Raw genomic sequence first — 24,089 nt, forward strand, 5'->3', positions numbered from 1 at the left:
TTTAAAATGGATATTATCGCATTAAAAAGTGAATTTATAAGGCTATACGGTGAGGGCAAGATAAGAGTATTTCATTCACCAGGAAGGGTTAATTTAATCGGGGAGCATATAGATTATAATGGGGGCTATGTATTTCCTTGCGCATTAGATTTCGGAACCTTTGCTTGTGTTAGAAAAAGAGAGGATAATAAGTTAAATTTAGCTTCTACTAATTTTGATTTAAAGGTAACTGCAGACCTAGATAATTTGATATATGATGAAAAAGATGATTGGGCAAATTATCCTAAGGGTGTTATGAAAGTAATGGTAGATGCAGGCTATAAAGTAGGAGGTATGGATATACTTGTCAGTGGAAACATACCAAATGGAGCAGGGTTATCTTCTTCAGCCTCTTTAGAAGTCTTAACGGGAGTAGTGATTAGTGAGCTATTCAATAATGGAGCTGTTGATAGGGTTGAAATAGTTAAGCTTTCTCAAAAGGCAGAAAATCATTTTGTAGGGGTAAACTGTGGCATCATGGATCAATTTGCAGTAGGCATGGGAAAGAAGAACAAGGCAATTTTATTGGATTGCAATAGTCTAAAATATGATTATGCAGAGGTGAACATTGGTGATTATTCTCTTGTTATCATGAACACCAATAAAAGAAGAGCACTAAGTGAATCAAAATATAACGAAAGAAGAGCAGAATGTGATGAGGCCTTAAGCATATTACAAAAGTTAAAAAACATAGGGGCTCTTTGTGAGTTAACCGTGGAAGAGTTCAATGCCTTAGCTCATAATATTGAAAAAGAAAATGTAAGAAAAAGAGCTAAGCATGCTGTGTATGAAAATGAAAGGGTTAAAAAAGCTTATGACTGTTTAAATAAAGGAGCGTTAAAGGAGTTTGGAGAGCTTTTAATACAATCTCATGACTCTCTTAAAGACTTATATGAAGTTACAGGAAAGGAATTAGACACCCTAGTTTATGAAGCTATCAAAGCCCCAGGCTGTATTGGAGCGAGAATGACGGGAGCAGGCTTTGGAGGCTGTGCCATAGCTTTAGTAGATAAAGCTTTATTAGAAGATTTTATAGCTCAAGTTAAAACAAATTATGAAAACATCATAGGCTATGCACCAGACTTTTATTTCAGCGGAATTGGTGAAGGAGCAGAAGAGTTAAAATGATTAGAGAATCTGTTTTTAAAGGTGTAAAAAGCTTTGAATTAGAAAACGCTGCTATAAAGGCTATAATACTTCCTGACATTGGAGGTAAAGTAGCTTCCTTATATAGAAAGGATAAAGCCTTTGAACTTCTCTTTCAAAACAAGGAAGAAATCTATACAAAATCCACATTGTATGGCCCCTTTGAACTTTTTGATGCTTCCGGTTTTGACGACGCCTTCCCTACCATTGACAGCTGTAAGGTCATGGTAGGGGAGAGAGAAGTGCTTTATCCAGACCATGGAGAGATATGGTCTGCCGCTTTTGATTATGAAGTCCAAGGAGAAAAATTAGTATTAAAATATCATAGCAAGATTTTAGAGTATAGCTATGAGAAGAGTTTTGAACTTGAAGAAGATAGGTTAAAGGTAAGCTATAGCATAAAAAATACAGGAGAGAATGATATACCTTGCCTATGGGCCTTTCATTGTCTAATAAATTGTGAAGAGGATATGGAGATAATTTTTCCAGAGGGCACAGAACAGGTATTGAATGTTCATCAAAGTAAACATTTAGGAGAAATAGGTACAGCGCATAGCTATCCTATAGCAAAGACTACACAGGGAGAAGCTTTTAATTTAAATAAAGTTCTTCCTCTAAGCTCAAATAATACAGAAAAATATTATGCTTTAGGTAAGGTGGAAAAAGGGCAGTGCGGTGCCTATTACCCTTCAAAAGACGTACATTATAATGTATACTTTAATAAAGAGATACTTCCTTATGTGGGTTTTTGGGTTACAGAGGGCGGTTTTAGAGGAGACTACAATTGTGCCTTAGAGCCTTGTAATGGATATTATGACAGCATTGATATTGCAGAAAAAAATAATGCTTTGTATGTTTTACACCCAAAGGAAGAATTAAACTTTAACATTGAAATAGAATTAGGCATCGTAAAAAAATAGACGAGTAGACTGGCTGGTTATTTTTTGGAGATGACTTAATAAAATTTAAGGAGATGAAGGTAATGGCTATTCTTGTATGTGGAGGCGCTGGCTATATTGGAAGCCATATGGTAGCAGCACTTTTAGAAAAAGGTGAAGAAGTAGTTATAGTGGACAATTTACAAAAGGGGCATAGAGAGGCCCTATTAGGTGGAAAGCTTTATGTGGGAGATTTAAGAGACAGAAGCTTTTTAGATAAAGTGTTTTCAGAGAATGAAATAGATTCTGTTATTGATTTTGCTGCAGATTCTTTAGTAGGAGAAAGCGTTAATGAGCCTTTAAAATATTTTGAAAATAATGTGGGGGGTACTGTTAGCCTTCTTCAAGCTATGAGAGATCATAATGTAAAATATATAGTATTCTCTTCTACTGCGGCTACTTATGGAGAGCCAGAGAGAATTCCTATAATGGAGGAGGACAAAACCTTTCCTACAAATCCTTATGGAGAATCTAAGCTTACTGTAGAAAAAATATTAAAATGGTGCGACAATGCTTATGGCATAAAGTATACTGCCCTAAGATATTTCAATGCAGCAGGAGCACATATTAGCGGAAACATAGGAGAGGACCATAGCCCGGAAACTCACCTTATTCCAATAATACTTGAAGCAGCCCTTGGAAAAAGAGAAAAGGTTATGATTTTTGGAGATGACTATGATACTAAAGACGGTACTTGCGTGAGAGACTACATTCATGTAATGGATTTAGCATCAGCCCATTTACTAGCCTTAGATAGATTAAAGATGGGTGGAGAAAGCAGAGTTTATAATCTTGGAAACGGCGAAGGCTTCTCTGTAAAAGAGGTTATAGAGGTAGCAAGAAAGGTTACAGGAGTAAACATAAAAGCTGACATGGCCCCAAGAAGAGCAGGAGACCCAGCGGTGCTTATAGCTTCTTCAGAAAAGGCCTTAGAGGAGCTCAACTGGAAACCTAAATTTAATTCCTTAGAAACTATAATAGAAACTGCGTGGAATTGGCATAAGAATCATCCTAAGGGATACTAGAAACAATGCACAATTCACAGTACACAATTTAAGGAAAATTTTTCTCAACTATTGTTGAGAAAAATTGAAAATTAAAAAGTATGCTAAACTTGATGCGTTAGCATACTTTTTATATTTAGAATTTAAGTTGATTTTTAAATTACTTTCTAGTATCCCAAGCTTCACTTGTGCGTATGTCCATTTCTCTTCCCTTAATGCTTACAATATTTTCATCTAACCATAGGACTTTTGGTTTTTCACCCCACCGACCATAATATAAAGTTTTTACAGGTCTCTTAATAGTTCCAAAATATATTTTCTCCAAATCAACCAAGGTATTTCCACCTAATGCTCCTTGGTCATTATCCACTGTTACTGTTCTATAGGCTTTATTAGATGAGTATTGTTGATCAATGGTTGTATTTGATCCAAATTGTTCAAGCTTAATCAACAAGCCTAATATTCCAATTGTAATAAATATTGAATAAATTAAAATTCCTGCTGCTTTTCTCAATGAGTTTATATCCTTAAAGAAAAATAAAGGACATACTATAAGCATAGTAACGACTTTAAAAGGTATTCCAGTAAACAAAAGAAGGACTGGCAATAAAATAAAAATTAATGCAGCACTATTCTTCTTTTCACTTTTATAAAATGACATAATGGCGCCTATTAAAAGAATGAAATATGAAACCTTAAAAACATTACTAACAGCGGTATTGATTATGGCAAAACCTAGCATATTGAATATGATAGCTAAAACAATAATAGTTATATAAATAATTACTCCACTTCTGTTAATAAGGGCTTTTACATTCAATATAATCACCTCTTACTATGATTTATTATTGTAAAATCGTATAAAACCTTTAACTCTATCTGTAAGCATCCATGGATTTCTTTATTGATATATTGATTTTTGCTTTTACTTTTGCCTTTGAGAAATTAAAGTAAGGACAAAAAATACAAATTATAATTTTCTAATAAAAATAAATTTTCCTACTCTATCAATGTGATCTTTAAGATCCTTGCTTGATAAGTGAGTATAATCTACAATATCAAAAAAATAAGGTAAGGGGCTTTGATCTTCTAACTTTGAATGTAGGGCTGATAAGGTATCAAAATTAAAATTGTCTCCCCATATAGCTATATCGATATCTGAGCCTGGTTTATAATTTCCCTTAGCCCTAGAGCCAAAAATCGCAGCTTTTTCTATCTCATTAAAGTTTTTAATGGCATTTATTATATAGTCTAAGTCTCTTTCTGTTAAACCGAAATTCATAATGCTTCCTCCAGCTTAGAACATAGGTCCTTAATAATAATATAATATTTTTCTTTAATAAGCTTTTCAGCCTCTATTGCTTTTTCTTCATCGTAAGTATGGGCCATTAGATTCCTCTTATCCAAGGCATCAATCCATGAATGACCATCTGTAATTAATTGCGTTTGAAAGGCAGTTTGTATAGTTGATCTAGGACTTTTAACATCAAAACCCTCTTGTTCTAGGTAGTCCTTCATAGTTTTCCATGCTAATTCAAAGGTATATTCAAAACATTGTATTAAACTTTGAACTTCAAATTTATTTAAACTTTCTTTTTGTATAAACTCCGTTAGTTGAATAGTTGCCTTTCTAAAATTAGAAAATCGCTGTTTCCATCTAATATCCATATCCATAAACACACCAACTTTCTTATATTTAAAATTTTATATATTTATATTGGTATTATATCACATAAATACTAGTGCTAATCACGGATATATAAGTTTATATTTAATAAAGTTTCTAATATTAAATCAGATAATAAGAAATAAAAGAAAAAGACCTATTAGCCTAACAACAACTTCATTTATTGATTTCAACTAATTTATAGACGATAAATTTCTAAGTAATTTTAAAATCGTAACTATATTAAATTTGATAATATAATAATATAGTTATAGAATTAATTATTATACGAATGCTTATTAGTAAGATAGTCGAAAGGTTTATGATAAGACGGATAGGAGGAAAGGTATGGTAACATCTTATGAAGTAGAAACCAGATTTTATTTCAATTCAGAAGAAGAGGTTTTTGAAAGACTGCTCTTTTTAAAGGAAGTATTTAAGAGGGAAGTGGCATGGAAAACAAAAACCTTAGGGCTAGAGGTATTTAAAGCAGGTAAACTTCTTAGATTTTCAGAGGTGTTTGAGAAGGGAGAAAGAAGAATATATTTAGGATATAAAGACAGGGACCAAGGCAGAGTATGTAATATAAGAAGTGAAGTGGATGAGGATATAACCATGGGAGTACGTAGGAGCTTGGTTCTTGAAAGTGTCCATGGAGAGAGCAGAGCGGTTGATGCTTTAAATGTCATGGAGATATTTGAAACTCTAGGTTATAGGGAGTTTATGACCTTTGAAGGAAAAAGCCTCCTAGGAAAATATGAAAATGAGGACTTGGCAATAAAGTTAATGTACTGTGATACTTTGAAATATCCATTACTTCTAGAGATAGAAAAAACTGCAGCCTCCTTGGAGGAAGCCTTTGAAAAAGAGAAGGAGCTAGAGGCTTTTGTAGAGGAGTATAATCTAAAGGATAGGATGGTTCGAGAGGAGCCGCCTACTTTGCTATACCAAGGATTAATATAAAAATAAAGTCACTCTGGATGTTGTTCTAAAGTGATTTTTTTATATTTAATTTTATTAAATAAAAGTATAGCATATATAGAAATATGTAAAAATGTAACTTATAATTTAATTATAGGAATTCAATTGAAGAACAAATATTACCAAAGACGCAGGTTAAATTCTTTTGATATTTTTATAATAGAGGAAGAGGTATTATCGAAATATGTTATGGCGAAATATCAAGGATTCATAGGGCATAAGAGAGGGGGATAAATAATATGGAAGACTTAACTCTAAAATTAAAAAAAGCATTGGTAGATAAAGGAGCTTCATTGGTTGGATTTGCGGATTTAAGGGAACTACCAAAAGAACAGAGAAATGCTATGGATTATGGGATATCCATAGCAGTAGCCTTGAATCCAGCTATAATATCTAATATTGAAGCTGGGCCCACAAAGGAGTACTATGAGGAATATAAAAGACTTAATGAGCAATTAGACGATTTAGTTAAATATGCTGGGGAGCTTTTAAACAGCTTTGGATATGAAGCAATTTTGAAGACTACCACAGAGGTAGTTATTGAACCAAATTCTAATAGAACAATTTTACCTCATAAAACTGTGGCTACAAGAGCGGGGCTAGGATGGATAGGAAAATGTGCTTTGCTTATCACTAAGGAATTTGGATCGGGCATAAGAATTTCCTCTGTGCTAACAAATGCACCCTTAAAGGTAGGGACTCCAATAAATGAATCGAATTGTGGCAGTTGCTGTAATTGTAAATTATATTGCCCTGGAAATGCTCCTTCAGGAGACAATTGGAACGTTAATAAAGAGCGAGATACCTTCTTCAATGCTTATGAATGTCGGAAAACAGCACGAGAAAAAGCTTCAGCCATTGGAATAGACCACACCATATGTGGGAAGTGCATTGTAGTGTGTCCTTGGACTAAGAAATATCTAAAAACTGCAGGCTTGAAGTAAGCGTGAGAAGAAAGGAGAAAAATATGGACTCAAGATGGGAAAGAGTACAACCTTACATAGAAATAGATAAAAACATTGCTGAAAAAATGATGGGAGCCATTAGACCCAAAAGAAGTATTAAAAATATAGGCTTGATAAGAAATGGATTGAGAAACAGTAACTATTGTGTTGAATATGATGACAAAAAATTTCTTTTAAGAATATACGGAGTAGAGGATAATTGGTGGAAAAAAGAAGAAGTAATTTATCATTATATAAAAGAAAAAGTTAAAGCCCCTGAATTATTCTGGTTAGATGGAAACTTAGATATAATAGATAAGCCCTATGCTATATTTGAATATATAGAGGGCTTGAACCTAGACCAATATTCAAAACAGGCAGGATATAAAAAGAAGGTGTTTAGTGATATAGGGCATAATTTAGCTTTGCTCCATAGTACTTCTTATAAGGAGGGAGGCTTTTTCGATGATAACCTAGAAGTAGCCGAAAAGCTGCCGGAATTAAGGTTATGGTATCCTATGTTTTTAGGTGAACATGCCATGAGAAAATTAGGGGAGGAATTAACAGAGGCTGTAAGAAAATATATAGAAGACAATGATAAAAACATTGAACGTATTGAGAAGGATATAACTCTCGTTCATAATGATTTTCGTCCCATAAATATAATGGTAGATAAACAAGATACCCCATATTTTATTGATTGGGAAGGATCCATGGCGGGACATAGTTTAGGAGATATAGGTGAGTTTTTAAGAATAGAAGAACAAGTATCTAGAGAAGAGGAAAATATATTTATTGAAAGTTATAATGAAGCTGCTAATAAAAGGTTACCGGAGGATTATAAGGAACTAGCTAAGCTAAGAGATTTAGTTAATCTTTTGCAACTATTAAATTCACAAAGAAATTTAGACATTAAAGATGGGGATTTAATTGAGCTCATAAGGAGAACCTGTTGTAAAGAAGCCATAGAGTAATTTCGCTCTATGGCTTGTTTTATTACACAGGAGTGTTTATAGGGAAACAAGTTCAACTATTAACTTATACATGCACCATAATGGCTTGAAGATGCCATTTTGGAACATGTATAAGTTAAGTTTCACCTTTGTTTCCCTATAGATCAAGAATCTCAAAAACTTTAAAGTTAACAATATACATGATAGAATAAACTGCGAGTATAATTAATAGCATTAAATAAATGGAGCGTATTAACATATCATTGGGTTTAAAGGAACTCTTTTAGGAGATGAAGAGATGAGAAGAGATATTAAGATATTATTGGTTGAAGATAATAGTGATATAAGCAGATTATTATGCCATATGTTAAAAGACAGCGGATATTTTGTTAAGCCTGCCTATTCTGGGACAGAGGCTCTTATATATTTAAAGGAACAGAATTGGGATATGGTGCTTTTAGATCTAATGCTGCCTGGCATCAGCGGTGAGGAGCTTTTAGTGGAAATAAGAAGGACTAGGAATATGCCAGTAGTAATAATCTCAGCTAAGGAAGACAAAAATATCAAGATACAAACACTTAGAATAGGTGCCGATGACTTTATAACAAAGCCCTTCGACATTGAAGAGGTGTCAGCTAGAATAGATTCGCATATTAGAAGATATACGGAGTTTTATACAGTGCCAGCTCAGAATATATTAAAATACAAGGAAATTTCTCTTGATAAAGATACTAGAGAAGTATTTGTAAAGGGTGCTGAAGTGATTTTAACCTCAAAGGAGTTTGATATTTTGGAGCTGTTGATGAGCCATCCTAAAAAAGTTTTTTCAAAGGCAAATATCTTTGAAAGCATTTGGGATAGTCAGTATTTATGCGATGATAACACCGTGATGGTTCATATAAGCAATCTAAGAAATAAATTGCTAAAGGCGGGAGCAAACACTGAATATATTCAAACTATCTGGGGGATTGGCTATAAACTAGATGTTTAAACTTAAGACTTTCTTAAGATTTTCTTTATGGTTACTTATTAATTAAAGCTTATATTTTATATAAAACCATAGAGAAGGGAGATATAAAATTGAAAGAGTATGTTTTGAAAACTAAGAGCTTAAACAAGAAGTATAAAAAAGATTTTGTAGTCAGCGATTTAAACGTCAATGTAAAAAGAGGAGAAATCTACGGTTTTATTGGAGAAAATGGAGCAGGAAAGACTACCTTGATTCGTATGGTAACAGGTCTTGTGACACCTACTAGTGGAACCATTGAATTATTTGGACAAGATACTCCAGGGGAGTTAAGTAGAGCTAGGAAGAGCATTGGAGCCTTAATAGAAAGACCAGCCTTTTATCCAACTATGACAGCTTATGAAAACTTAGAAGCTTGCAGGATACAAAAGGGCATTCCAGGAAGAGAAAGCATAGCAAGAGCTTTGGAAATGGTGAACCTTGAGGACACCAAAAGTAAAAAGGTAAAGGATTTTTCCTTAGGGATGAAGCAAAAGCTAGGATTAGCTATGGCTTTATTAGGTAATCCAGAGCTTTTAATATTGGATGAGCCTATAAATGGCTTAGATCCTAGTGGTATCATAGAGATTAGAGAGCTTTTAAAAAGATTAAATAAGGAAAAAAACATAACTATCCTTATTTCAAGTCATATTTTAACAGAATTATACCAGCTTGCAACCTGCTATGGCATTATTCATAAGGGAAGACTGCTTGAGGAGCTTACCTTAAAAGAACTAGATGAAAAATGTAAGAGAAGTTTAAATATAAAGGTTGATGATCTGAATAAAGCTGTTTTTATTTTAGAAAGGGAGCTTAACACAAAGAATTTTAGAGTGTTGCCTGATGGAACTATAAGCCTTTATGACTATACTGATAATGCAAAACTTGTATCTTCTACCTTAACTAAATCAGAAATTATAATTGAGCAAATTATGCCCAAGGGGGAGGATTTGGAAGGTTATTTTATGAATTTGGTAGGAGGTGCAGATAAGTAATGTACAATTTAGTTAAATTTGAATTTTATAAATTAAGACATAGCAAAACCTTTAGGAATTCGCTTATAGTCGTGGCGGCCTTAATTGCTTATACAGTGAACTTATTTTTCAAAAATCAAGCAAAATGGATGATATTTAATTTCCAAGTAAATGATAGGGAATATGGCTTTTGGGTTAACAATTTTAAAGATAAACTGCATCCCCAAGCAGTAGAATTTCTTTATTCAGCCTTTGGTTTCAGCCTTATTATAGTAATATTGACCATGTTTTTAGTAGGAGAAGCTCTTGTGGATGAGTATTCTAATGGCACAGTAAAAAATATAGTGGCTTATGGACATAGCAGAGTAAAGATATACCTGTCAAAATTGTTTGTAACATCGTTAGCTGTATGCATTCTGATTTCTTTTTTATTGCTTGGAACAGTTTTTGCAGCCTTTATAAGCGGCATTCTAGAGTCTATTTCCCTAGAAGCTATTTTAGAAATGATGAAATTTATTTTGGTATCATATTTCATTTTTGCGGCTATGGTTAGCATTTATATGTTATTAGGAATCTATTTAAGGAAAAAATCTCTACTAGTAGGGCTTGGTATGTCCTATGTGCTTGTAAGTATTTTTACAGGAGGGATTCCAAGTTTATTCAAATATCAAAGACATGCTCCTTTATTTATGCTTATGGATATTGGTGTGGTTCCTCCCAGTGCACATACTATTTATGTTTTAATAATTAATTGCAGTATTATAATTATGGGGACAATCTTATTAGGTAATATTATCTTTAAAAATCAAGATATAAAATAAACAGGAAGGGGGAGGTATATGATTTGGCTTATAATAGCATTTTTAATAATCTGCTGCCTATTTTTGCTTGCTCATTTATTTCTTATAAGGAAAGAAATTAAAAATATTATTAGTCAGCTAAAGGATTATAATAGCAATAAAACCCGTAAGAATATAGATATTACACTCCTAAACAAAGAACTAGAAGAGCTGGCTTGCAGCATCAATGACAATATGGATAGGAACCTTGAGGCCCAAGTAAAGCAGAAGCAGGCAGAAGAGCAGCTTAAAAAAGCTATTGCTAATATATCTCATGATTTGCGCACTCCCCTTACTTCTATCATAGGATATATACAAATGATTAAATCCAAGGAACTGCCAAAGGTGGTAGAGAGTGAGTACATAAATATAGTGGAAGCTCAAGCAAAGTCCATACAAGTTTTATTAAGTGACTTCTTTGAGCTATCCGTTATAGAAACTCCAGAATATGAATTGCAGATTGAAGCTATAAATCTAAATAGTATTTTATGCGAGGTCATCACCTCCTTTTATGAGGGTTTCATTGAGAAAAATATAAAGCCGGAAATAAATATGCCAAAGGAAAGCATCCTAGTGCTAGGAAATAAAGTGGCAACACGACGGGTAATAGAAAATTTGATTGCTAATATAGTAAAGCACTCAGAGGGACAAGTTTTTATAAATTTAGAAGCAGAAAAGGATGGAGCGGTATTAACTACCATTAATTCAGCTAAGAATTTGGAGCATAGTGATGTGGATTTAATCTTTAATAGATTTTACAAAGGTGATAACTCTAGATCAGCTAATAATACTGGGTTAGGCTTGACCATTGCAAAAAGTCTTATGGATAAAATGAAGGGCATAATTTATGCGGAATATAATGAAGGGTTGCTATCTATTTTTTGTAAGTGGAAAATAAAGAAATAAATATTAAGATAATATGATAAAGTAAACATTAATATTTTAAAGTGGGGCTGTCGAACTAAGTTATTAGTGCGTAGCTCCTTTTTTGTGCAAAAAAATAAATCCCGAACTTCGAGAAGTAGGGGATTTATGGTGAAATATTAGTAGGCTAAAACATACCATTTTACAAAAAAATTATACCCTATACTATTATATAATACTATTTAATTAAAGCCTCTAAGCTTCTATAAGTATCCGTATCAATAATTAGTTTTTCAACTATATCTTCTTCGCTCTTCTTTTCTTTTCCTTTAGAATCCTTCTTTACGGTTATAGTCTTTACAGTCATGTAGGATAAATTTTTACACTTATCACAGATACCAAAGTCAACTTCAGTATAAACAGCACTGCCCTCATCTACCTTTTGTAAATTTAATAGGGCTGAGTATTGTCTTTGTTCAAGTTGATTTTTAAATTCTTCTACATTCTCTATAGGCTCTAAATGGGACAGGGTTTTTTCATCCTTTATCCAGCAATTGCATTCTTCACAGAATACGGAGGTCATGGAAGGAAATATTATTGATGAGACTAAAATTATAATAGCTTCAATTATCCATACTAGGGCTAAGAATGTTCCCCTTACAGGAGCGTGTGACCTTCCTATACTCCAGGTTCCTTCGGGAAGTATTAATTTCATTACTTCTAAAACATCCAAAGGATGCCATATAAAAGCTGTCTGCTTTGAATATGCATATATCCATGCTACCCATGCAAAGTATTCAGCTAAAATTGCAAATAATAATGCAAAAATGATAAGTAGGGCTTTATTTCTTACTTTTCCTAATTTGCCTGCAAAAGAAACTACTATACCTATAAGAATACCAAAAGCTATTGCTATAAATAAATTGGCGTATATAAATGGAATGTAAAAGGTAGCATAGCTATAAATGAAACTTAGTATAGGAACAGCAAGGATTCCTATTAAGATTATAATAAGGGGTGCAAAAGGCGGGATTTTACCAGATTCTTTATAATATCTAGAACTAATATTAATCATATAATACCTCCAAAATAAATAACTTATAAATTTGCAAAAACCTATTATAATATACAGTATTTAGGTGAATGTGTCAATATTTCCGAGAAGAAGGCTTAAGTCTATTAAACCCTGTAAAATAAAAGAGTCTATGGGGAAATCATATTGCAAATAGATATGTTTATATATAAGAATAGAAAATGTTAAAGATAAAATAGTTACTTTGGTCACAAGAATTTACCAAAGTACTTTAATGCTTACTTGGTACTATGTGGGCTTAATGTATTGAAAAGGTTATCAAAAAGAGTAGTATTAATTATAAGACAGTTAAAATTTATAAGGATGGGGTGTTAAAATGTCAAAAAGAAAAAAGTTTAACGAAGAAATTCAGCGCTTTGGTCGATCACTATTATTACCCATAGCTGTCATGGCTCCTGTAGGAATGGTATTAGGACTTGCAGGTGCTTTGGTTCAAAGCTATATGATCGCTAAGTTGCCTTTCTTAGGAAACAAAGCGTTAAACACTGCATTAATAAGCTTAAGAGATATTGCAAATGTTATATTCGCTAATATACCTCTTATGTTTGCGATGGGTGTGGCTTATGGTATGTCCAAAAAAGAAAAAGGTATCGCTGTATTCTCATCGGTATTATCTTATTTAGTATTAAATATTTCAATTAATGTTTGGCTAACTGTTACAGGAAATTTGGCACCAGCAGCAGATATGGCTAATAAAGGACAGGCCATGGTGCTTGGTATTCAAACCTTAAGGTTGGATGCTTTAGGAGGTATTATTTCAGGACTTATAGCAGCTTGGGCGGCAGATAAATATTATAATTTAGAACTACCTCTAGCTTTTGCCTTCTTTGGTGGTAAGAAATCTGTTCCAATTATATCAATGGTAATTACTATTGTCTGTGGATTGACAATACCATTTGTTTGGCAGGCTTTAACTGTAGCACTAATTTATCTTTCTAAAGTATTACTTCAGGATATTATTGGTACATTCCTCTTTGGATTTGTTAACAGAATATTTATTCCTCTAGGTCTTCACCATGTTTGGAACTCTATGTTAAGGTTTACTGAGGCTGGAGGTAGTTATGTAATAGGTGGAAAAACTTTTGTAGGAATATTGCCAGCTATGAATGAAATATTGTTTAAGCTAGGACCTACTAACGAAGCTTGGAGCCTTATGCCTAAACTTACAAGATATTCTGCACAGCTTCAAATGGTTAATACTTTATTCATGATACCAGCTATTGGACTTGCTATGTATAAATCAGCTTATGCTAAGAACAAGAAATATGTAAAAGGTATAATCGTAACTTTAGTTTTAACTGCTGTATTAGGTAATGTTACAGAGCCTATGGAATTCTCCTTCTTATTTATAGCTCCTGCTTTATTCTTATTCCATGCTGTAATGCTTGGAGTATCTGGAGTAGCGCTATATCTAATGGGTACTGCGGTAGGTTATATAAGAGGTACAATCTTCGACTTTGCAATTTTTGGTTTAATGTATGAAAACACTAGATGGTATAACATCCTTATTGTGGGAGTTATAATGTTTGCTATCTATTACTTTGTGTTCACTTGGGCTATAAAGAAATGGAATATTAAAACTCCTGGACGTGAAGATGAGGAAATGACAACTAATACATTGCTTCAAGAAAAGAAATATGATGAAATAGCTAAAATTGTTATAGAAGCCCTAGGTGGAAAGGGAAATATAGCACATGTGGAAAACTGTATAACAAGATTAAGAGTGGACTTAAAGGATCAAAACTTAGTAGATAAAGATAAGATAAAGGACTCAGGTACTTCAGGTATATTCTTCCCTGCTAAAAATCACATACATGTAGTGTTTGGACCTCATGTTGAATTTGTTAGAAATGCAGTGGATGATGAATTAAGTAAATAATAGAACATAACCAAGGAAAGGGAGTAGAGAGTATGAATCGTAAAAGTATTGTAGCAACAATAGTAGGAAGTGGAAGCACTAGAATACCTGCCCTTATAGGAAGCCTTATTAATTATAAGGACAGATTTCCTCTTAAAAAACTAATCTTATTTGATATAGATATGAAACGTATGGAATTGATGAAGGATTATATTGAGCTCACCATGAAGAAATATTATCCTGAGGTAGAGCTTCTGTTTACTGATAATGAGGATGAAGCTTATATTGGTACGGATTTTGTGCTATGCAATATGCGTGCAGGTAATTTTGAAATGAGGGGCTTTGATGAAAAAATTCCTCTAAAATATGATTTAGTTGGCCAGGAAACCTGTGGACCAGGAGGCTTCGCCTACGGAATGAGATCCATAGGAGCCATGATTCACATGGTTAAAAAGGTAAGGGAATATGCTCCTGAGGCTTGGATATTAAACTATACAAATCCAGCGGCCATAGTAGCTGTAGCTTTAGATAAGGTTTTCCCAGAGGATAAGAGAATATTAAATATATGCGATCAGCCCTACTCCATGATAAAATCCTTTGCAAAGATATTAGATGTTGATATGTATGATATAGAGCCTAGATACTTCGGTCTCAATCATTTTGGATGGTTTACTAATTTATATTACACTCCTACAGGAGAGGACTTATTGCCAAGGCTAAAGGATTTCCTTATGGAGGGTCATGATTTTAAACCTTATAATGCTGAGCAAAGGGAAGCTTCTTGGTTAAATACCTATAAAAATGTAAATAAGATTCTATCCTTCTTCCCAGATTATATACCTAATACCTATCTCCAGTACTATTTCTTCCCAGAGGAGATAGTTAAAGAGAGCGATCCTAATTTTACTAGAGCGGATGAGGCTTTAGTAGGAAGAGAGAAACAGGTATTAGATCTATGCCAAAAGGCTAAGGAGCAGCAATCTCTAGAGAATATTCCACTGCTTACTGGAGCAGTTCATGGCAACATGATGGTAGAGGTAGCAGAATCCATAGCTTATGATCTAAAGAAGCTTTTTGTAATAATCACAAGAAATGAAGGAATCATAAGCAATTTACCAGAGGATGCTATGATAGAGGTAGCTGGAGAATTAACCAAATATGGTGTAGTACCTTATAAAGTAGGAAAAATCGGAACTTTTTATAAGGGACTTATTGAAGGACAATATGCCTATGAAACTTTAACAGTGGAAGCTTGTTTAGAAGAGGATTATAATAAAGCACTGCAAGCACTTACTCTTAACAGGACTATTGTAAATCCTGTGAAGGCAAAAGCTGTTTTAGATGATCTTATGAATGCAAATAAAGATTATTGGAGGTTAAAATAATGGATAATACATTTTTTATATATTCCAATAGAATATACACTCCCATGGGAGTAACCAAGGGCTATTTAAAAATAGAAGATGGGAAAATAAAGGATATTTATGAAAGGGCTGAGGGTGGACAGATAATAAACTATGAAAATAAGATAATAATTCCAGGGTTTATTGACATTCATATTCATGGATGGTCCACAGGTTCCTTCTGGATGCGCGGAGACTATGAATCCTTAACAAATATGTCAAAGGAATTGGTGAGGGTAGGGGTAACCTCCTACCTCCCTACTACTGGAGCAGATGATTTAAATAAAACTAAAAGACAGCTAGGAGAGGGCAAGAGATTTATAAAAGATTGGACGCCTGAAACTGGATCTGAACCTATAGGCTTTCATTTAGAAGGACCTTTCTTAAGCAAAGAATATAGAGGCATGCAAAAGGAAGAATATTGTATCCATCCTTCTTTACAAGTATACAAAGAATTACTAGAGGCTTCTGGAGAGGAAAATGTAAGGCTTATGACCATAGCACCAGAGCTTCCAGGAGCTAAAGAGGTTATAGCTTATTCTAAGGAAAAAGGCATTCAAATTTCTGCAGGACACACCTCTGCAGACTTTGAGGATATAAAAGAATTAAAGGATTATGGCATAGGTGGCTTTACTCATGTTTATAGCGGTATGAGAGGCTTCCATCATAGAAGACCTGGAGTGGTGGGAGCAGCTATGTACTTTAAAGATATGTATGTAGAATTCGCTAAACAAACAGGACTAACTGTAAAACCAGAGGCCTTTGATATAATGTATAGGCTAAAAGGTAAGGAAAAGGTGATATTATCAACAGACTGCTCAGGCATAGCTTTTTCTAATGAGCCTTTCTATAACTATATAAGAAAATGTACCTACACTCCTGTAGGAGACGGAATAAAGCTAAAATATGATGATGGAAGAGAGCAGTTTATATCTCATAAAGATGTAGAAACTATAAGAGAACTAGAACTAAGCTTCCTAGGCTCTGTAAAAAATGTGGTTAGAAATATCGATGCATCAATAGGAGACATTGTAACTATGGCTTCTGAAAACCCTGCAAAGTATGTGGGAGTCATAGACAGAAAAGGAACCCTAGAGCCTGGTAAGGATGCGGATATGCTAGTTATAGATGCGGATTTTAATATTTATGATGTCTTTGTTAAAGGAGTAAAACAGGACTTAAGCTAATGCACAATGCACAATTCACAATTCACAATTAAGGATAATTTTTTCAGTGAAACTGAAAAAATTTAAAATTAAAATTAGTTCGATTTTTTCGTGTAACGAAAAAATCTTCCTCAATTGTGCATTGTGCACTGTGAATTGTGAATTGAAGAAGTGAATTGAGAAAAAGGGAAGGGTGTGAAATAGAGATGTTTGGATTATTTAAGAAAAAGTATAAATTATATGCTCCTGTAAAGGGAAAAGTAATTCCATTAAAAGAAGTGCCAGATGAAGTTTTTGCACAAGGTATGGCGGGGGACGGAGCTGCCATAGACAGTGTAGGAGATTTAATCTGCGCTCCAGAGGATGGTATGCTAAAAGTAGTTTTTAGAACTAATCATGCCTTTGCCATGGAGCTAGATAATGGTGTAGAGTTACTTGTTCATATAGGACTTGATACAGTAAAGCTAGGTGGAGAGGGTTTTGAACGTTTAGTAGAAGAAGGCACTAGAGTAAAAAAAGGCACTCCTATAATTAAAATAGATAGAGAGTTTATAAAATCAAAGGGATGTCCTCTTATAATTCCAGTGCTTATAACCAATAAAGATATAGTAAGCAGCATTGAAGCTCTTGCAGGGCAGGAAGTACAAGGGTCAGAGGATGCTATGCTAAGCTATAAAATGGTTTAGATTAATTTTATTGGGTTTCTAACTCAACTATTAACTTATACATGCACCATAATCACTTAAAGCTGTGATTTTGGTGCATGTATAAGTTAAGTTTCGATAGAGAAACCCTTTAGTTGTTTCCCTATATAGTATTAATAAAAGCCAAAGACCATGTGGAAAACACCATGGGCTTTGGCTTTTACTGTTTATTTCTTTTGTTTTATATAATTCTCATACCATTGTCGTCCTGAAGTCCAGATTTTAGAGGAGGGATTTTCTTTAAGTATCTCTGAACAGGATATGGCCATAATATATTCTTCTAATCCATCCTTATTGCTGTTTTCAAATTTACTGAGCATATAATTTAAGGACTTTTCACCTTGTGAAACAACATATTTAAAGTCCTTATTACTATCTAAGCCTTTAATATAATCATAAGGGTTAGAAGAAAGAGATGATTTACTATCTTTAGAACTGATTATATACTAATTATAACATAAGATATAAATATAAGTTAATTAATACAAAGATAGGTATATTGTTGTATAATAAATTATATGGTTATTAAAGGGAGGGGATGAATATGGAAAATATATTGATAGCCACTACACCAACCTTAGGTGATGAGTATGTAATTGAGAAATATCATGGTTTTGTTTCTGTAGAATTGGTGACAGCTACTTCTGTTTTTCAAGATTTTTTAGCATCCTTTAGGGAAATAGCTGGAGGTATATCTGAGACCTATTCTGAGGAAGTGGAAATTTTAAAGGATATGGTATTAGAGGAATTAAAAAATAAGATTAGGTCTCTAGGGATGAATTGTGTCCTAGGGATAAAAGTAGATTTAGAGCCTATATTTGGTCAAGGTGCATCTATGTTTTTACTATCAGCCAGCGGAACTGCGGCTAGAGTTAGAAAAAAACGTGAGACGCCTTTGACAGAAGAGGAAATAAAAATAGAAAATATTAAAAAAGAGCTTAATAATATAAAGGGTATAGAAAGTATTGTAAGGTTTCCTGAGGATTTAAATAAAGCTACATTAAAAGAATTGTACTCCATTACTTCCTATAAAAATATGGAGGTTGCTCAAGGATTAATAAAGCTGCTTCCCTCTTTAAAGCTTCAATTTACGACTTCCTCTAAGGAGAAGAAGCTTAAGGTACTAAAGGAATATTTTCAGACTTTCCCCTATGATGAGATAAGTAAACCTTTATGCAGTAATATTAATGAAGATAATTTTAGAGCTATTATGTATTTTGAGCTTTTAGATTATGAAGCCATACTAGAGGGCGTTAAAAGGGTAAAGAATAAGGAAGAGCTATGGCCATATTTTAACGTGCTTTTTGCACTGCCTAAAACCATAACTGAAAATTCCTTTAAAGGCATAAAGGCTTTAATAGATTATTTTGAAGGTAATTTTAATGATACTGTTAAGACAAGGTTAGTAGGGGCTTTTACCAAAAAGGAAATGTGGGTATGCAAAGAATGTCGTACAGAATGTGATATGAATGATGCTATTTGCCACTATTGTTCTTATGATAGATACGGACTTGCCAAGAGGTTTAATTATGAAAAGCTTATGGGGCATTTAAGAAGAATAGCTTCCATTGGAGAAAAGTATTTTTTATAAACAATTCAATAACCCTAAATTCAAAGAAGATCACTTGTAACAACCATGGCTTACAAGTGATTTTTTATTAGCATAGTTTATAATAAAATGGTAATAATTAATAGGCACTATGCACTGAGAAAGCAAATTGCAAGTTGATAAAGTATGCTATAATAATTATTAAAAGTTTCTATGATAAAGGGGAAACGCATATGAAATTCGATTTAAAGAAAATAGTAAAAAATAAAGATATTACAGCCCTAGAGCAACAGGTGCTGGAGTACATTATAGAAAATATAGACTTAGTTATGGATATGGGAGTAAGAGGAGTGGCTAAGGAGAATTTTACTTCTACCTCTACCATAATGAGATTGGCTAAGAAGCTTGGATATACTGGCTTTGTGGATATGGTTTATAACATAATGCCCTTAGTAAAGGATAGAGAAGAGCCTTCCAGTGGAAGGGTGGCAAGTTTACAGGGAGTAGACCTATCCTATCTATTAAAATATACTTCTGAGGAAGAAATAAACCATTGCATAGAAATCTTGAGAGAAGCTAAAGATAAGATTATATACATATATGCAGCAGGCTTTTCTAAAATCCTTGCAGAATACTTGAGCAGAAAGCTTTTAACCATGGGTTTAAGATGTATTCTCTGCGATTCTATAGGTCTTTTTGAAAACAATATCAGCAGCATGGAGATTTTTATTGTGATCTCAAAGTCTGGAGAAACCAAAGAAGCCTTGGATAAGGTTAAAGTAGCTAAAGATAGAGGTATAAAGGTTATATCCTTTACAAGAGAAGTTGAAAACAGCCTTTCTGAGCTATCTGATATAAACTTAAAGGTGTACGACATGCATAAGCTGGATGATAGAAATATGTATCCCAATACCTTTTTCCCTAATACCTGTATGCTCATGGAGTACTTAGTTTATAAATATTATGATAAACAGGAGTAATAATTGAATAATATGTGTTTTATGACAACCTGTTATTTATGATGGTAACAGGTTTCTTTATGCCCTGAAAACCTTTTATTCTATAAATTTAGCTTCTATAATGAACTCATGAAAACAGTTTAAAATATTATTAGATTCGGAGGGGGAGCAATGAAAAAGAAAATTGTAGACTCACTACAACAATTTTCCAAGGGTATGTTTGTACCAGTATTAATATTACCCATAGCAGGTATCATAATAGCTATTGGAAATATACTTACTAACGCTAGATTAGCAACTTACTTACCATTTTTAAAGAGTCCTTTAATCAATGGCTTTGGTAAAATGCTATCTGGTTCTTTAGTATCCGTGTTAGTAAACTTAGGAATTATATTCTGTGTAGGCTTAGCCTTAGGACTATCAAAAGAGAAAAAAGCAGATGCAGCTTTTACAGCGCTATTATCTTATTTAGTATTTATTAACGCCATGAATATATTCTTAAGTATCACAGGAAAACTAGTACCTGTAGATAAGCTAAGAGGATCTGGTCAAGCTTTGGTGCTTGGAGTACAAGTGCTTGATATGGGAGTATTCTTAGGAATAATACTAGGTATACTAGTAGCTTATGTTCACAACAAGTTCTGTAACAGAGAGTTCCAAGGAGCTTGGCAAATATATGGTGGCTCAAGATTAGTATTTATTATATTAATTCCAGTAGTAGTGCTTCTTGCAGTAGCCTGTTCCTATATATGGCCTCCAATACAAAGTGGAATATCCAGCCTAGGAAACTTTATTCATGCTACAGGAAACTTTGGAATATTCACTTATGGAGCCTTAGAAAGACTTTTAATACCAACAGGGTTACATCACTTAGTATACACTCCTTTCCTTTATAGCCAATTAGGAGGAGCAGCTACTATTGGTGGCAAGTTAGTTGAGGGAGCAAGAAATATATACTTTGCAGAAATGGCAGACCCATCTATAGCACAGCTTTCAAGCTCTGTAATCTGGGATGCTCGTGGACTATCAAAGATGTTTGGTTTGATAGGTGCCTGTTTAGCTTTATATCATACTGCTAAACCAGAAAACAAGAAGAAAATAAAGGCTTTAATATTACCAGCGGCGGTTACTTCTATCATCGCAGGGGTTACAGAGCCTATAGAATTCTCCTTCATGTTCACAGCGCCATTGCTATTTGTAATCCATGCTGTTTTAAGCGGACTTGGAATGGTATTTTTAAATATCTTCGGTGTTAGAGCCATAGGACCAAATGGTTTCATAGATTTCCTACTTTATAACTTACCATTAGGTATAGCAAAAACAGGATGGCCTAAATTCATACTTATTGGATTAGTTCAATTTGTAGTTTACTATGTAGTATTTAGATTCCTGATTGAAAAGCTTAACTTAAAAACTCCTGGAAGAGAAGACAAGAAGGAAGATGTACAGCTTTATACAAAGAAGGATTATAAGGCTAAGGCGGAAGGAGAGGCATTAAGTAAAGACAACGAAGAGGATATGGCGGCAATTATTGTAGATGCTCTTGGAGGCAAGGACAACATTAAAAAGGTGGATAACTGCTATACAAGACTGAGACTCATAATTGGAGATGTATCTAAAGTAGATCAGCAAGTTTTAAAAGAACAAACTGGAGCTAACGGAGTTATCGTTAAGGGTGAAAATGTTCAAGTAGTTTATGGACTTCAGGTAACAAGGGTTAGAAAAGTGGTAGATAAATATTTAGGAATTTCAGCAGAGTAGAGTTAAGGGCCTGCATAAGGCCCATCATAGATTTATACATGCTCTAAAATGCCGTGAAGATTGGCATTTTAGAACATATATAAATTAAGTTTACGTAATGTTTATATTTAGCAGCAAAAAACAAATTTTTTATATAACAAGAGAGGTGGCAATTATGAAGAAATTCATACTAACAATAGCAGGTGCAGGAAGTACTTATACACCAGGTATTGTAAAAAGCTTATTATTAAACAAGGAGCAATTTAAGCTAGAAGAGTTAAGACTTTATGATATTGACGGAGAGAGACAAGGCAAGGTAGCTGTTATAGTAAAAAAGGTAGTAGAGGAATTTGACCCAGAGGTAAAGGTTACTTTAACCACTGAGCCAGAGGAGGCTTTTAAGGATGTAGACTTTGTATTTGCTCAAATGAGAGTTGGCGGATACAAGATGCGTGAGCTTGATGAAAAGATCCCTCTAAAATATGACGTAGTAGGTCAAGAAACCTGTGGACCAGGAGGAATGGCTTATGGACTAAGAACAATATTCCCAATGATAGAGCTTATAGACCTAGTAGAAAAATATGCTAAGAGAACTCACTGGATAGTTAACTATTCAAACCCAGCAGCTATAGTGGCTGAGGCGGTAAAGAGATTAAGACCAAGGGCTAGAATTATGAATATTTGTGATATGCCTGTGGGAACAATGAGAAATATTGCAGCTATATTAGGCTGTAGCAGAGAAGACTTAACTGTAGAATACTTTGGATTAAACCATTATGGCTGGTTTACAAAGATAATGGTAAAGGGAGAGGACAGAACAGCAGAGGTAAGAGAGCATGCTAGAAAGCATGGTTTACTGCTTGAAGATATGTCCAAGATTGATGTTCAGCACTCAGAGCCATCTTGGGTAAAGACCTATGGAAATATTAAATATATGGTGGATATGTTTCCAGAATATATTCCAAATCCTTATATGCAATATTATTTATTGCCAGACCATATAGTAGCTCATATGAATAAGGAAAGAACAAGAGCTAATGAGGTTATGGAAGGAAGAGAAAAGAAGATATTTGATGCGGTAGACAAGTTTAATACTACAGGAGAAATGGATCTTTCAGCTTTCTATGTAGGAGTTCATGGTCAATTTATAGTGGAAGTAGCTATGTCCTTAGTCTTTGATTTAAGAAAGAGATTTTTAGTAATAGTTGAGAACAATGGAGCGGTTAAGAACTTACCAGATGATGCTATGGTTGAAATACCAGCTTATATAACCTCCAATGGCCCAGAGGCCATAAGAGTAGGAGAAATACCAACCTTCTATAAGGGCTTAATAGAGCAACAATTAGCTTGCGAAAAATTAGTAGTGGATGCGGCTCTTGAAAATTCTTATGAAAAGGCATTACAAGCCTTTACTATGAATAGAACTGTAAGATCTGCTTTCCAAGCAAAACAAATATTAGATGATTTAATAGAAGCTAACAAGGCATATTGGCCAGAGCTTAAATAATAATGCACAATTAGGGAAATTTTTTCTTAATTAGCATTGCGAAAAAATTATAATATTTAGAAGCAAAGCTGGGCTAATATTTAGCCTGAGGCTTTGCTTTTAAGCTATGTTATTAGGAGGTTTATAATGATAAGCAAAAAAGAAGTATTAAAAGAAATATTAGAAAATAAATTGGTAGCAGTGGTTAGAGGAAAAGATAGGGAAGAAGCCTTAAATATAATAGAAGCCTGCATTGAAGGGGGAATAAAATTAATAGAAGTGACCTACACCAATAAGGATGCTTCAGAGATAATTAAGCATTTATGTGAGAATAACAAGAAAGCTTTAGTTGGTGCAGGTAGCGTCATTTCTCTAGAAAGAGCTAAGGCAGCCTTAGAAAGCGGAGCAAAATTTATAGTAGGGCCTAACTATGATGAGGCTATCAATGAATTTTGTATGAGTAACAATGTATTATATATACCAGGTTCCTTAACTCCTACGGAAATCATGAAGGCTGTTAATTCAGGGGTAGATATCATAAAGCTTTTCCCAGGGGATTTAGTGGGGGCTAAATATGTAAAGGCCATAAAGGCCCCTATGCCTGAGGTGAGGATAATGGTAACAGGAGGAGTAAATTTAGATAATATAGAGGAGTGGTTTAAGGCTGGAGTACAATCTGTGGGACTAGGTAGCGTGCTCACTGAAGGTATAGATAATAACTACGATAAAATCAAAGCAAAGGCAGCTAGCTTCCTAGCTAAGGTTAAAGGTGAATAG

Annotated in this window: 24 protein-coding genes; 19 read left to right on the plus strand and 5 right to left on the minus strand. The window is 33.8% G+C overall.

All coding sequences use genetic code 11. The features are described from left to right. Positions 1 to 6: 6 nt before the first annotated feature. The 3 genes from BN2665_RS05290 to galE all read left to right on the plus strand — a co-directional run bounded on the left by BN2665_RS05290 (position 7) and on the right by galE (position 3,148). Positions 7 to 1,167, plus strand: coding sequence for a galactokinase (locus BN2665_RS05290; RefSeq protein ID WP_055666074.1), 1,161 nt, complete (start codon positions 7 to 9; stop codon positions 1,165 to 1,167). Continuing rightward, positions 1,164 to 2,105 carry a DUF5107 domain-containing protein gene (locus tag BN2665_RS05295; RefSeq protein ID WP_055666075.1) on the plus strand — a complete coding sequence of 314 codons (942 nt, stop codon included), beginning with the start codon at positions 1,164 to 1,166 and terminating at the stop codon, positions 2,103 to 2,105. The genes BN2665_RS05290 and BN2665_RS05295 overlap by 4 nt, the downstream gene beginning before the upstream one ends. Positions 2,106 to 2,167: 62 nt before the next feature. Continuing rightward, the gene (gene galE, locus BN2665_RS05300; RefSeq protein ID WP_055666076.1) at positions 2,168 to 3,148 is read left to right on the plus strand and encodes a UDP-glucose 4-epimerase GalE; all 981 of its coding nucleotides are present in this window, start codon (positions 2,168 to 2,170) and stop codon (positions 3,146 to 3,148) included. Positions 3,149 to 3,287: 139 nt separating this feature from the next. On the opposite strand, the gene BN2665_RS05305 is transcribed toward galE, so the two are convergent. The 3 genes from BN2665_RS05305 to BN2665_RS05315 all read right to left on the minus strand — a co-directional run bounded on the left by BN2665_RS05305 (position 3,288) and on the right by BN2665_RS05315 (position 4,801). Next, complete coding sequence (locus BN2665_RS05305; RefSeq protein ID WP_055666077.1) at positions 3,288 to 3,947, minus strand: DUF5412 family protein; 660 nt, start codon at positions 3,945 to 3,947, stop codon at positions 3,288 to 3,290. A 150-nt stretch (positions 3,948 to 4,097) separates the two neighbouring features. Beyond that, positions 4,098 to 4,409, minus strand: a complete 312-nt coding sequence (locus tag BN2665_RS05310) for a nucleotidyltransferase family protein (protein WP_055666078.1) — start codon at positions 4,407 to 4,409, stop codon at positions 4,098 to 4,100. After that, positions 4,406 to 4,801, minus strand: a complete 396-nt coding sequence (locus BN2665_RS05315; RefSeq protein ID WP_055666079.1) for a nucleotidyltransferase substrate binding protein — start codon at positions 4,799 to 4,801, stop codon at positions 4,406 to 4,408. The genes BN2665_RS05310 and BN2665_RS05315 overlap by 4 nt, the downstream gene beginning before the upstream one ends. Positions 4,802 to 5,141: 340 nt before the next feature. On the opposite strand from BN2665_RS05315, the gene BN2665_RS05320 reads away from it, so the two are divergent. The 7 genes from BN2665_RS05320 to BN2665_RS05355 all read left to right on the plus strand — a co-directional run bounded on the left by BN2665_RS05320 (position 5,142) and on the right by BN2665_RS05355 (position 11,396). Then, positions 5,142 to 5,756 carry a hypothetical protein gene (locus BN2665_RS05320; protein WP_055666080.1) on the plus strand — a complete coding sequence of 205 codons (615 nt, stop codon included), beginning with the start codon at positions 5,142 to 5,144 and terminating at the stop codon, positions 5,754 to 5,756. Positions 5,757 to 6,013: 257 nt separating this feature from the next. Then, on the plus strand, positions 6,014 to 6,718 hold the full coding sequence (locus BN2665_RS05330; RefSeq protein WP_055666082.1) for an epoxyqueuosine reductase: 705 nt from the start codon (positions 6,014 to 6,016) through the stop codon (positions 6,716 to 6,718). Positions 6,719 to 6,741: 23 nt separating this feature from the next. Next, the gene (locus tag BN2665_RS05335) at positions 6,742 to 7,692 is read left to right on the plus strand and encodes an aminoglycoside phosphotransferase family protein (protein ID WP_055666083.1); all 951 of its coding nucleotides are present in this window, start codon (positions 6,742 to 6,744) and stop codon (positions 7,690 to 7,692) included. Positions 7,693 to 7,969: 277 nt separating this feature from the next. Continuing rightward, positions 7,970 to 8,662 carry a response regulator transcription factor gene (locus BN2665_RS05340; protein ID WP_055666084.1) on the plus strand — a complete coding sequence of 231 codons (693 nt, stop codon included), beginning with the start codon at positions 7,970 to 7,972 and terminating at the stop codon, positions 8,660 to 8,662. An 89-nt stretch (positions 8,663 to 8,751) separates the two neighbouring features. Further along, positions 8,752 to 9,672 (plus strand): ATP-binding cassette domain-containing protein, encoded by a 921-nt coding sequence (locus BN2665_RS05345; protein ID WP_055666085.1) that lies wholly within the window; start codon positions 8,752 to 8,754, stop codon positions 9,670 to 9,672. After that, a complete protein-coding gene (locus BN2665_RS05350; RefSeq protein WP_055666086.1) occupies positions 9,672 to 10,472 on the plus strand; it encodes an ABC transporter permease in 801 nt (266 codons plus the stop codon). Before BN2665_RS05345 ends, BN2665_RS05350 begins: the two co-directional genes overlap by 1 nt. 18 nt (positions 10,473 to 10,490) lie before the next feature. Then, positions 10,491 to 11,396, plus strand: coding sequence for a sensor histidine kinase (locus BN2665_RS05355; protein ID WP_055666087.1), 906 nt, complete (start codon positions 10,491 to 10,493; stop codon positions 11,394 to 11,396). 196 nt (positions 11,397 to 11,592) lie between these two features. Here the strand turns inward: BN2665_RS05355 and BN2665_RS05360 are convergent, their stop codons facing one another. Next, positions 11,593 to 12,429 carry a hypothetical protein gene (locus BN2665_RS05360; protein ID WP_055666088.1) on the minus strand — a complete coding sequence of 279 codons (837 nt, stop codon included), beginning with the start codon at positions 12,427 to 12,429 and terminating at the stop codon, positions 11,593 to 11,595. Between the two features lie 334 nt (positions 12,430 to 12,763). Here BN2665_RS05360 and BN2665_RS05365 point away from each other — a divergent pair, with 334 nt between their 5' ends. The 4 genes from BN2665_RS05365 (at position 12,764) to BN2665_RS05380 (ending at position 17,560) form a co-directional block, all read left to right on the plus strand. Beyond that, entirely contained in the window at positions 12,764 to 14,326 is a 1,563-nt protein-coding gene (locus BN2665_RS05365; protein WP_055666089.1) for a PTS transporter subunit EIIC, read from the plus strand. 32 nt (positions 14,327 to 14,358) lie between these two features. Beyond that, positions 14,359 to 15,690: a family 4 glycosyl hydrolase gene (locus BN2665_RS05370; RefSeq protein WP_055666090.1), complete on the plus strand. Its 1,332-nt coding sequence runs from the start codon at positions 14,359 to 14,361 to the stop codon at positions 15,688 to 15,690. Then, positions 15,690 to 16,895: an N-acetylglucosamine-6-phosphate deacetylase gene (nagA, locus tag BN2665_RS05375; RefSeq protein WP_055666091.1), complete on the plus strand. Its 1,206-nt coding sequence runs from the start codon at positions 15,690 to 15,692 to the stop codon at positions 16,893 to 16,895. Before BN2665_RS05370 ends, nagA begins: the two co-directional genes overlap by 1 nt. A 185-nt stretch (positions 16,896 to 17,080) precedes the next feature. Next, entirely contained in the window at positions 17,081 to 17,560 is a 480-nt protein-coding gene (locus tag BN2665_RS05380; RefSeq protein WP_055666092.1) for a PTS sugar transporter subunit IIA, read from the plus strand. A 185-nt stretch (positions 17,561 to 17,745) separates the two neighbouring features. Here the strand turns inward: BN2665_RS05380 and BN2665_RS26895 are convergent, their stop codons facing one another. Next, a complete protein-coding gene (locus BN2665_RS26895; protein WP_154674866.1) occupies positions 17,746 to 17,898 on the minus strand; it encodes a hypothetical protein in 153 nt (50 codons plus the stop codon). Positions 17,899 to 18,122: 224 nt separating this feature from the next. On the opposite strand from BN2665_RS26895, the gene BN2665_RS05385 reads away from it, so the two are divergent. The 5 genes from BN2665_RS05385 (at position 18,123) to BN2665_RS05405 (ending at position 24,089) form a co-directional block, all read left to right on the plus strand. After that, positions 18,123 to 19,169, plus strand: coding sequence for a heavy metal-binding domain-containing protein (locus BN2665_RS05385; RefSeq protein WP_055666093.1), 1,047 nt, complete (start codon positions 18,123 to 18,125; stop codon positions 19,167 to 19,169). A 191-nt stretch (positions 19,170 to 19,360) separates the two neighbouring features. Further along, entirely contained in the window at positions 19,361 to 20,107 is a 747-nt protein-coding gene (locus BN2665_RS05390) for a MurR/RpiR family transcriptional regulator (RefSeq protein ID WP_055666094.1), read from the plus strand. Between the two features lie 150 nt (positions 20,108 to 20,257). Continuing rightward, a complete protein-coding gene (locus BN2665_RS05395) occupies positions 20,258 to 21,847 on the plus strand; it encodes a PTS transporter subunit EIIC (protein ID WP_055666095.1) in 1,590 nt (529 codons plus the stop codon). A 154-nt stretch (positions 21,848 to 22,001) separates the two neighbouring features. Continuing rightward, on the plus strand, positions 22,002 to 23,333 hold the full coding sequence (locus BN2665_RS05400) for a 6-phospho-alpha-glucosidase (RefSeq protein ID WP_055666096.1): 1,332 nt from the start codon (positions 22,002 to 22,004) through the stop codon (positions 23,331 to 23,333). Positions 23,334 to 23,459: 126 nt separating this feature from the next. Beyond that, the gene (locus BN2665_RS05405; RefSeq protein ID WP_055666097.1) at positions 23,460 to 24,089 is read left to right on the plus strand and encodes a bifunctional 4-hydroxy-2-oxoglutarate aldolase/2-dehydro-3-deoxy-phosphogluconate aldolase; all 630 of its coding nucleotides are present in this window, start codon (positions 23,460 to 23,462) and stop codon (positions 24,087 to 24,089) included.

The organism is Desnuesiella massiliensis (assembly GCF_001403615.1).
In the GTDB taxonomy this organism is placed as follows: Bacteria; Bacillota; Clostridia; order Clostridiales; family Clostridiaceae; genus Desnuesiella; species Desnuesiella massiliensis.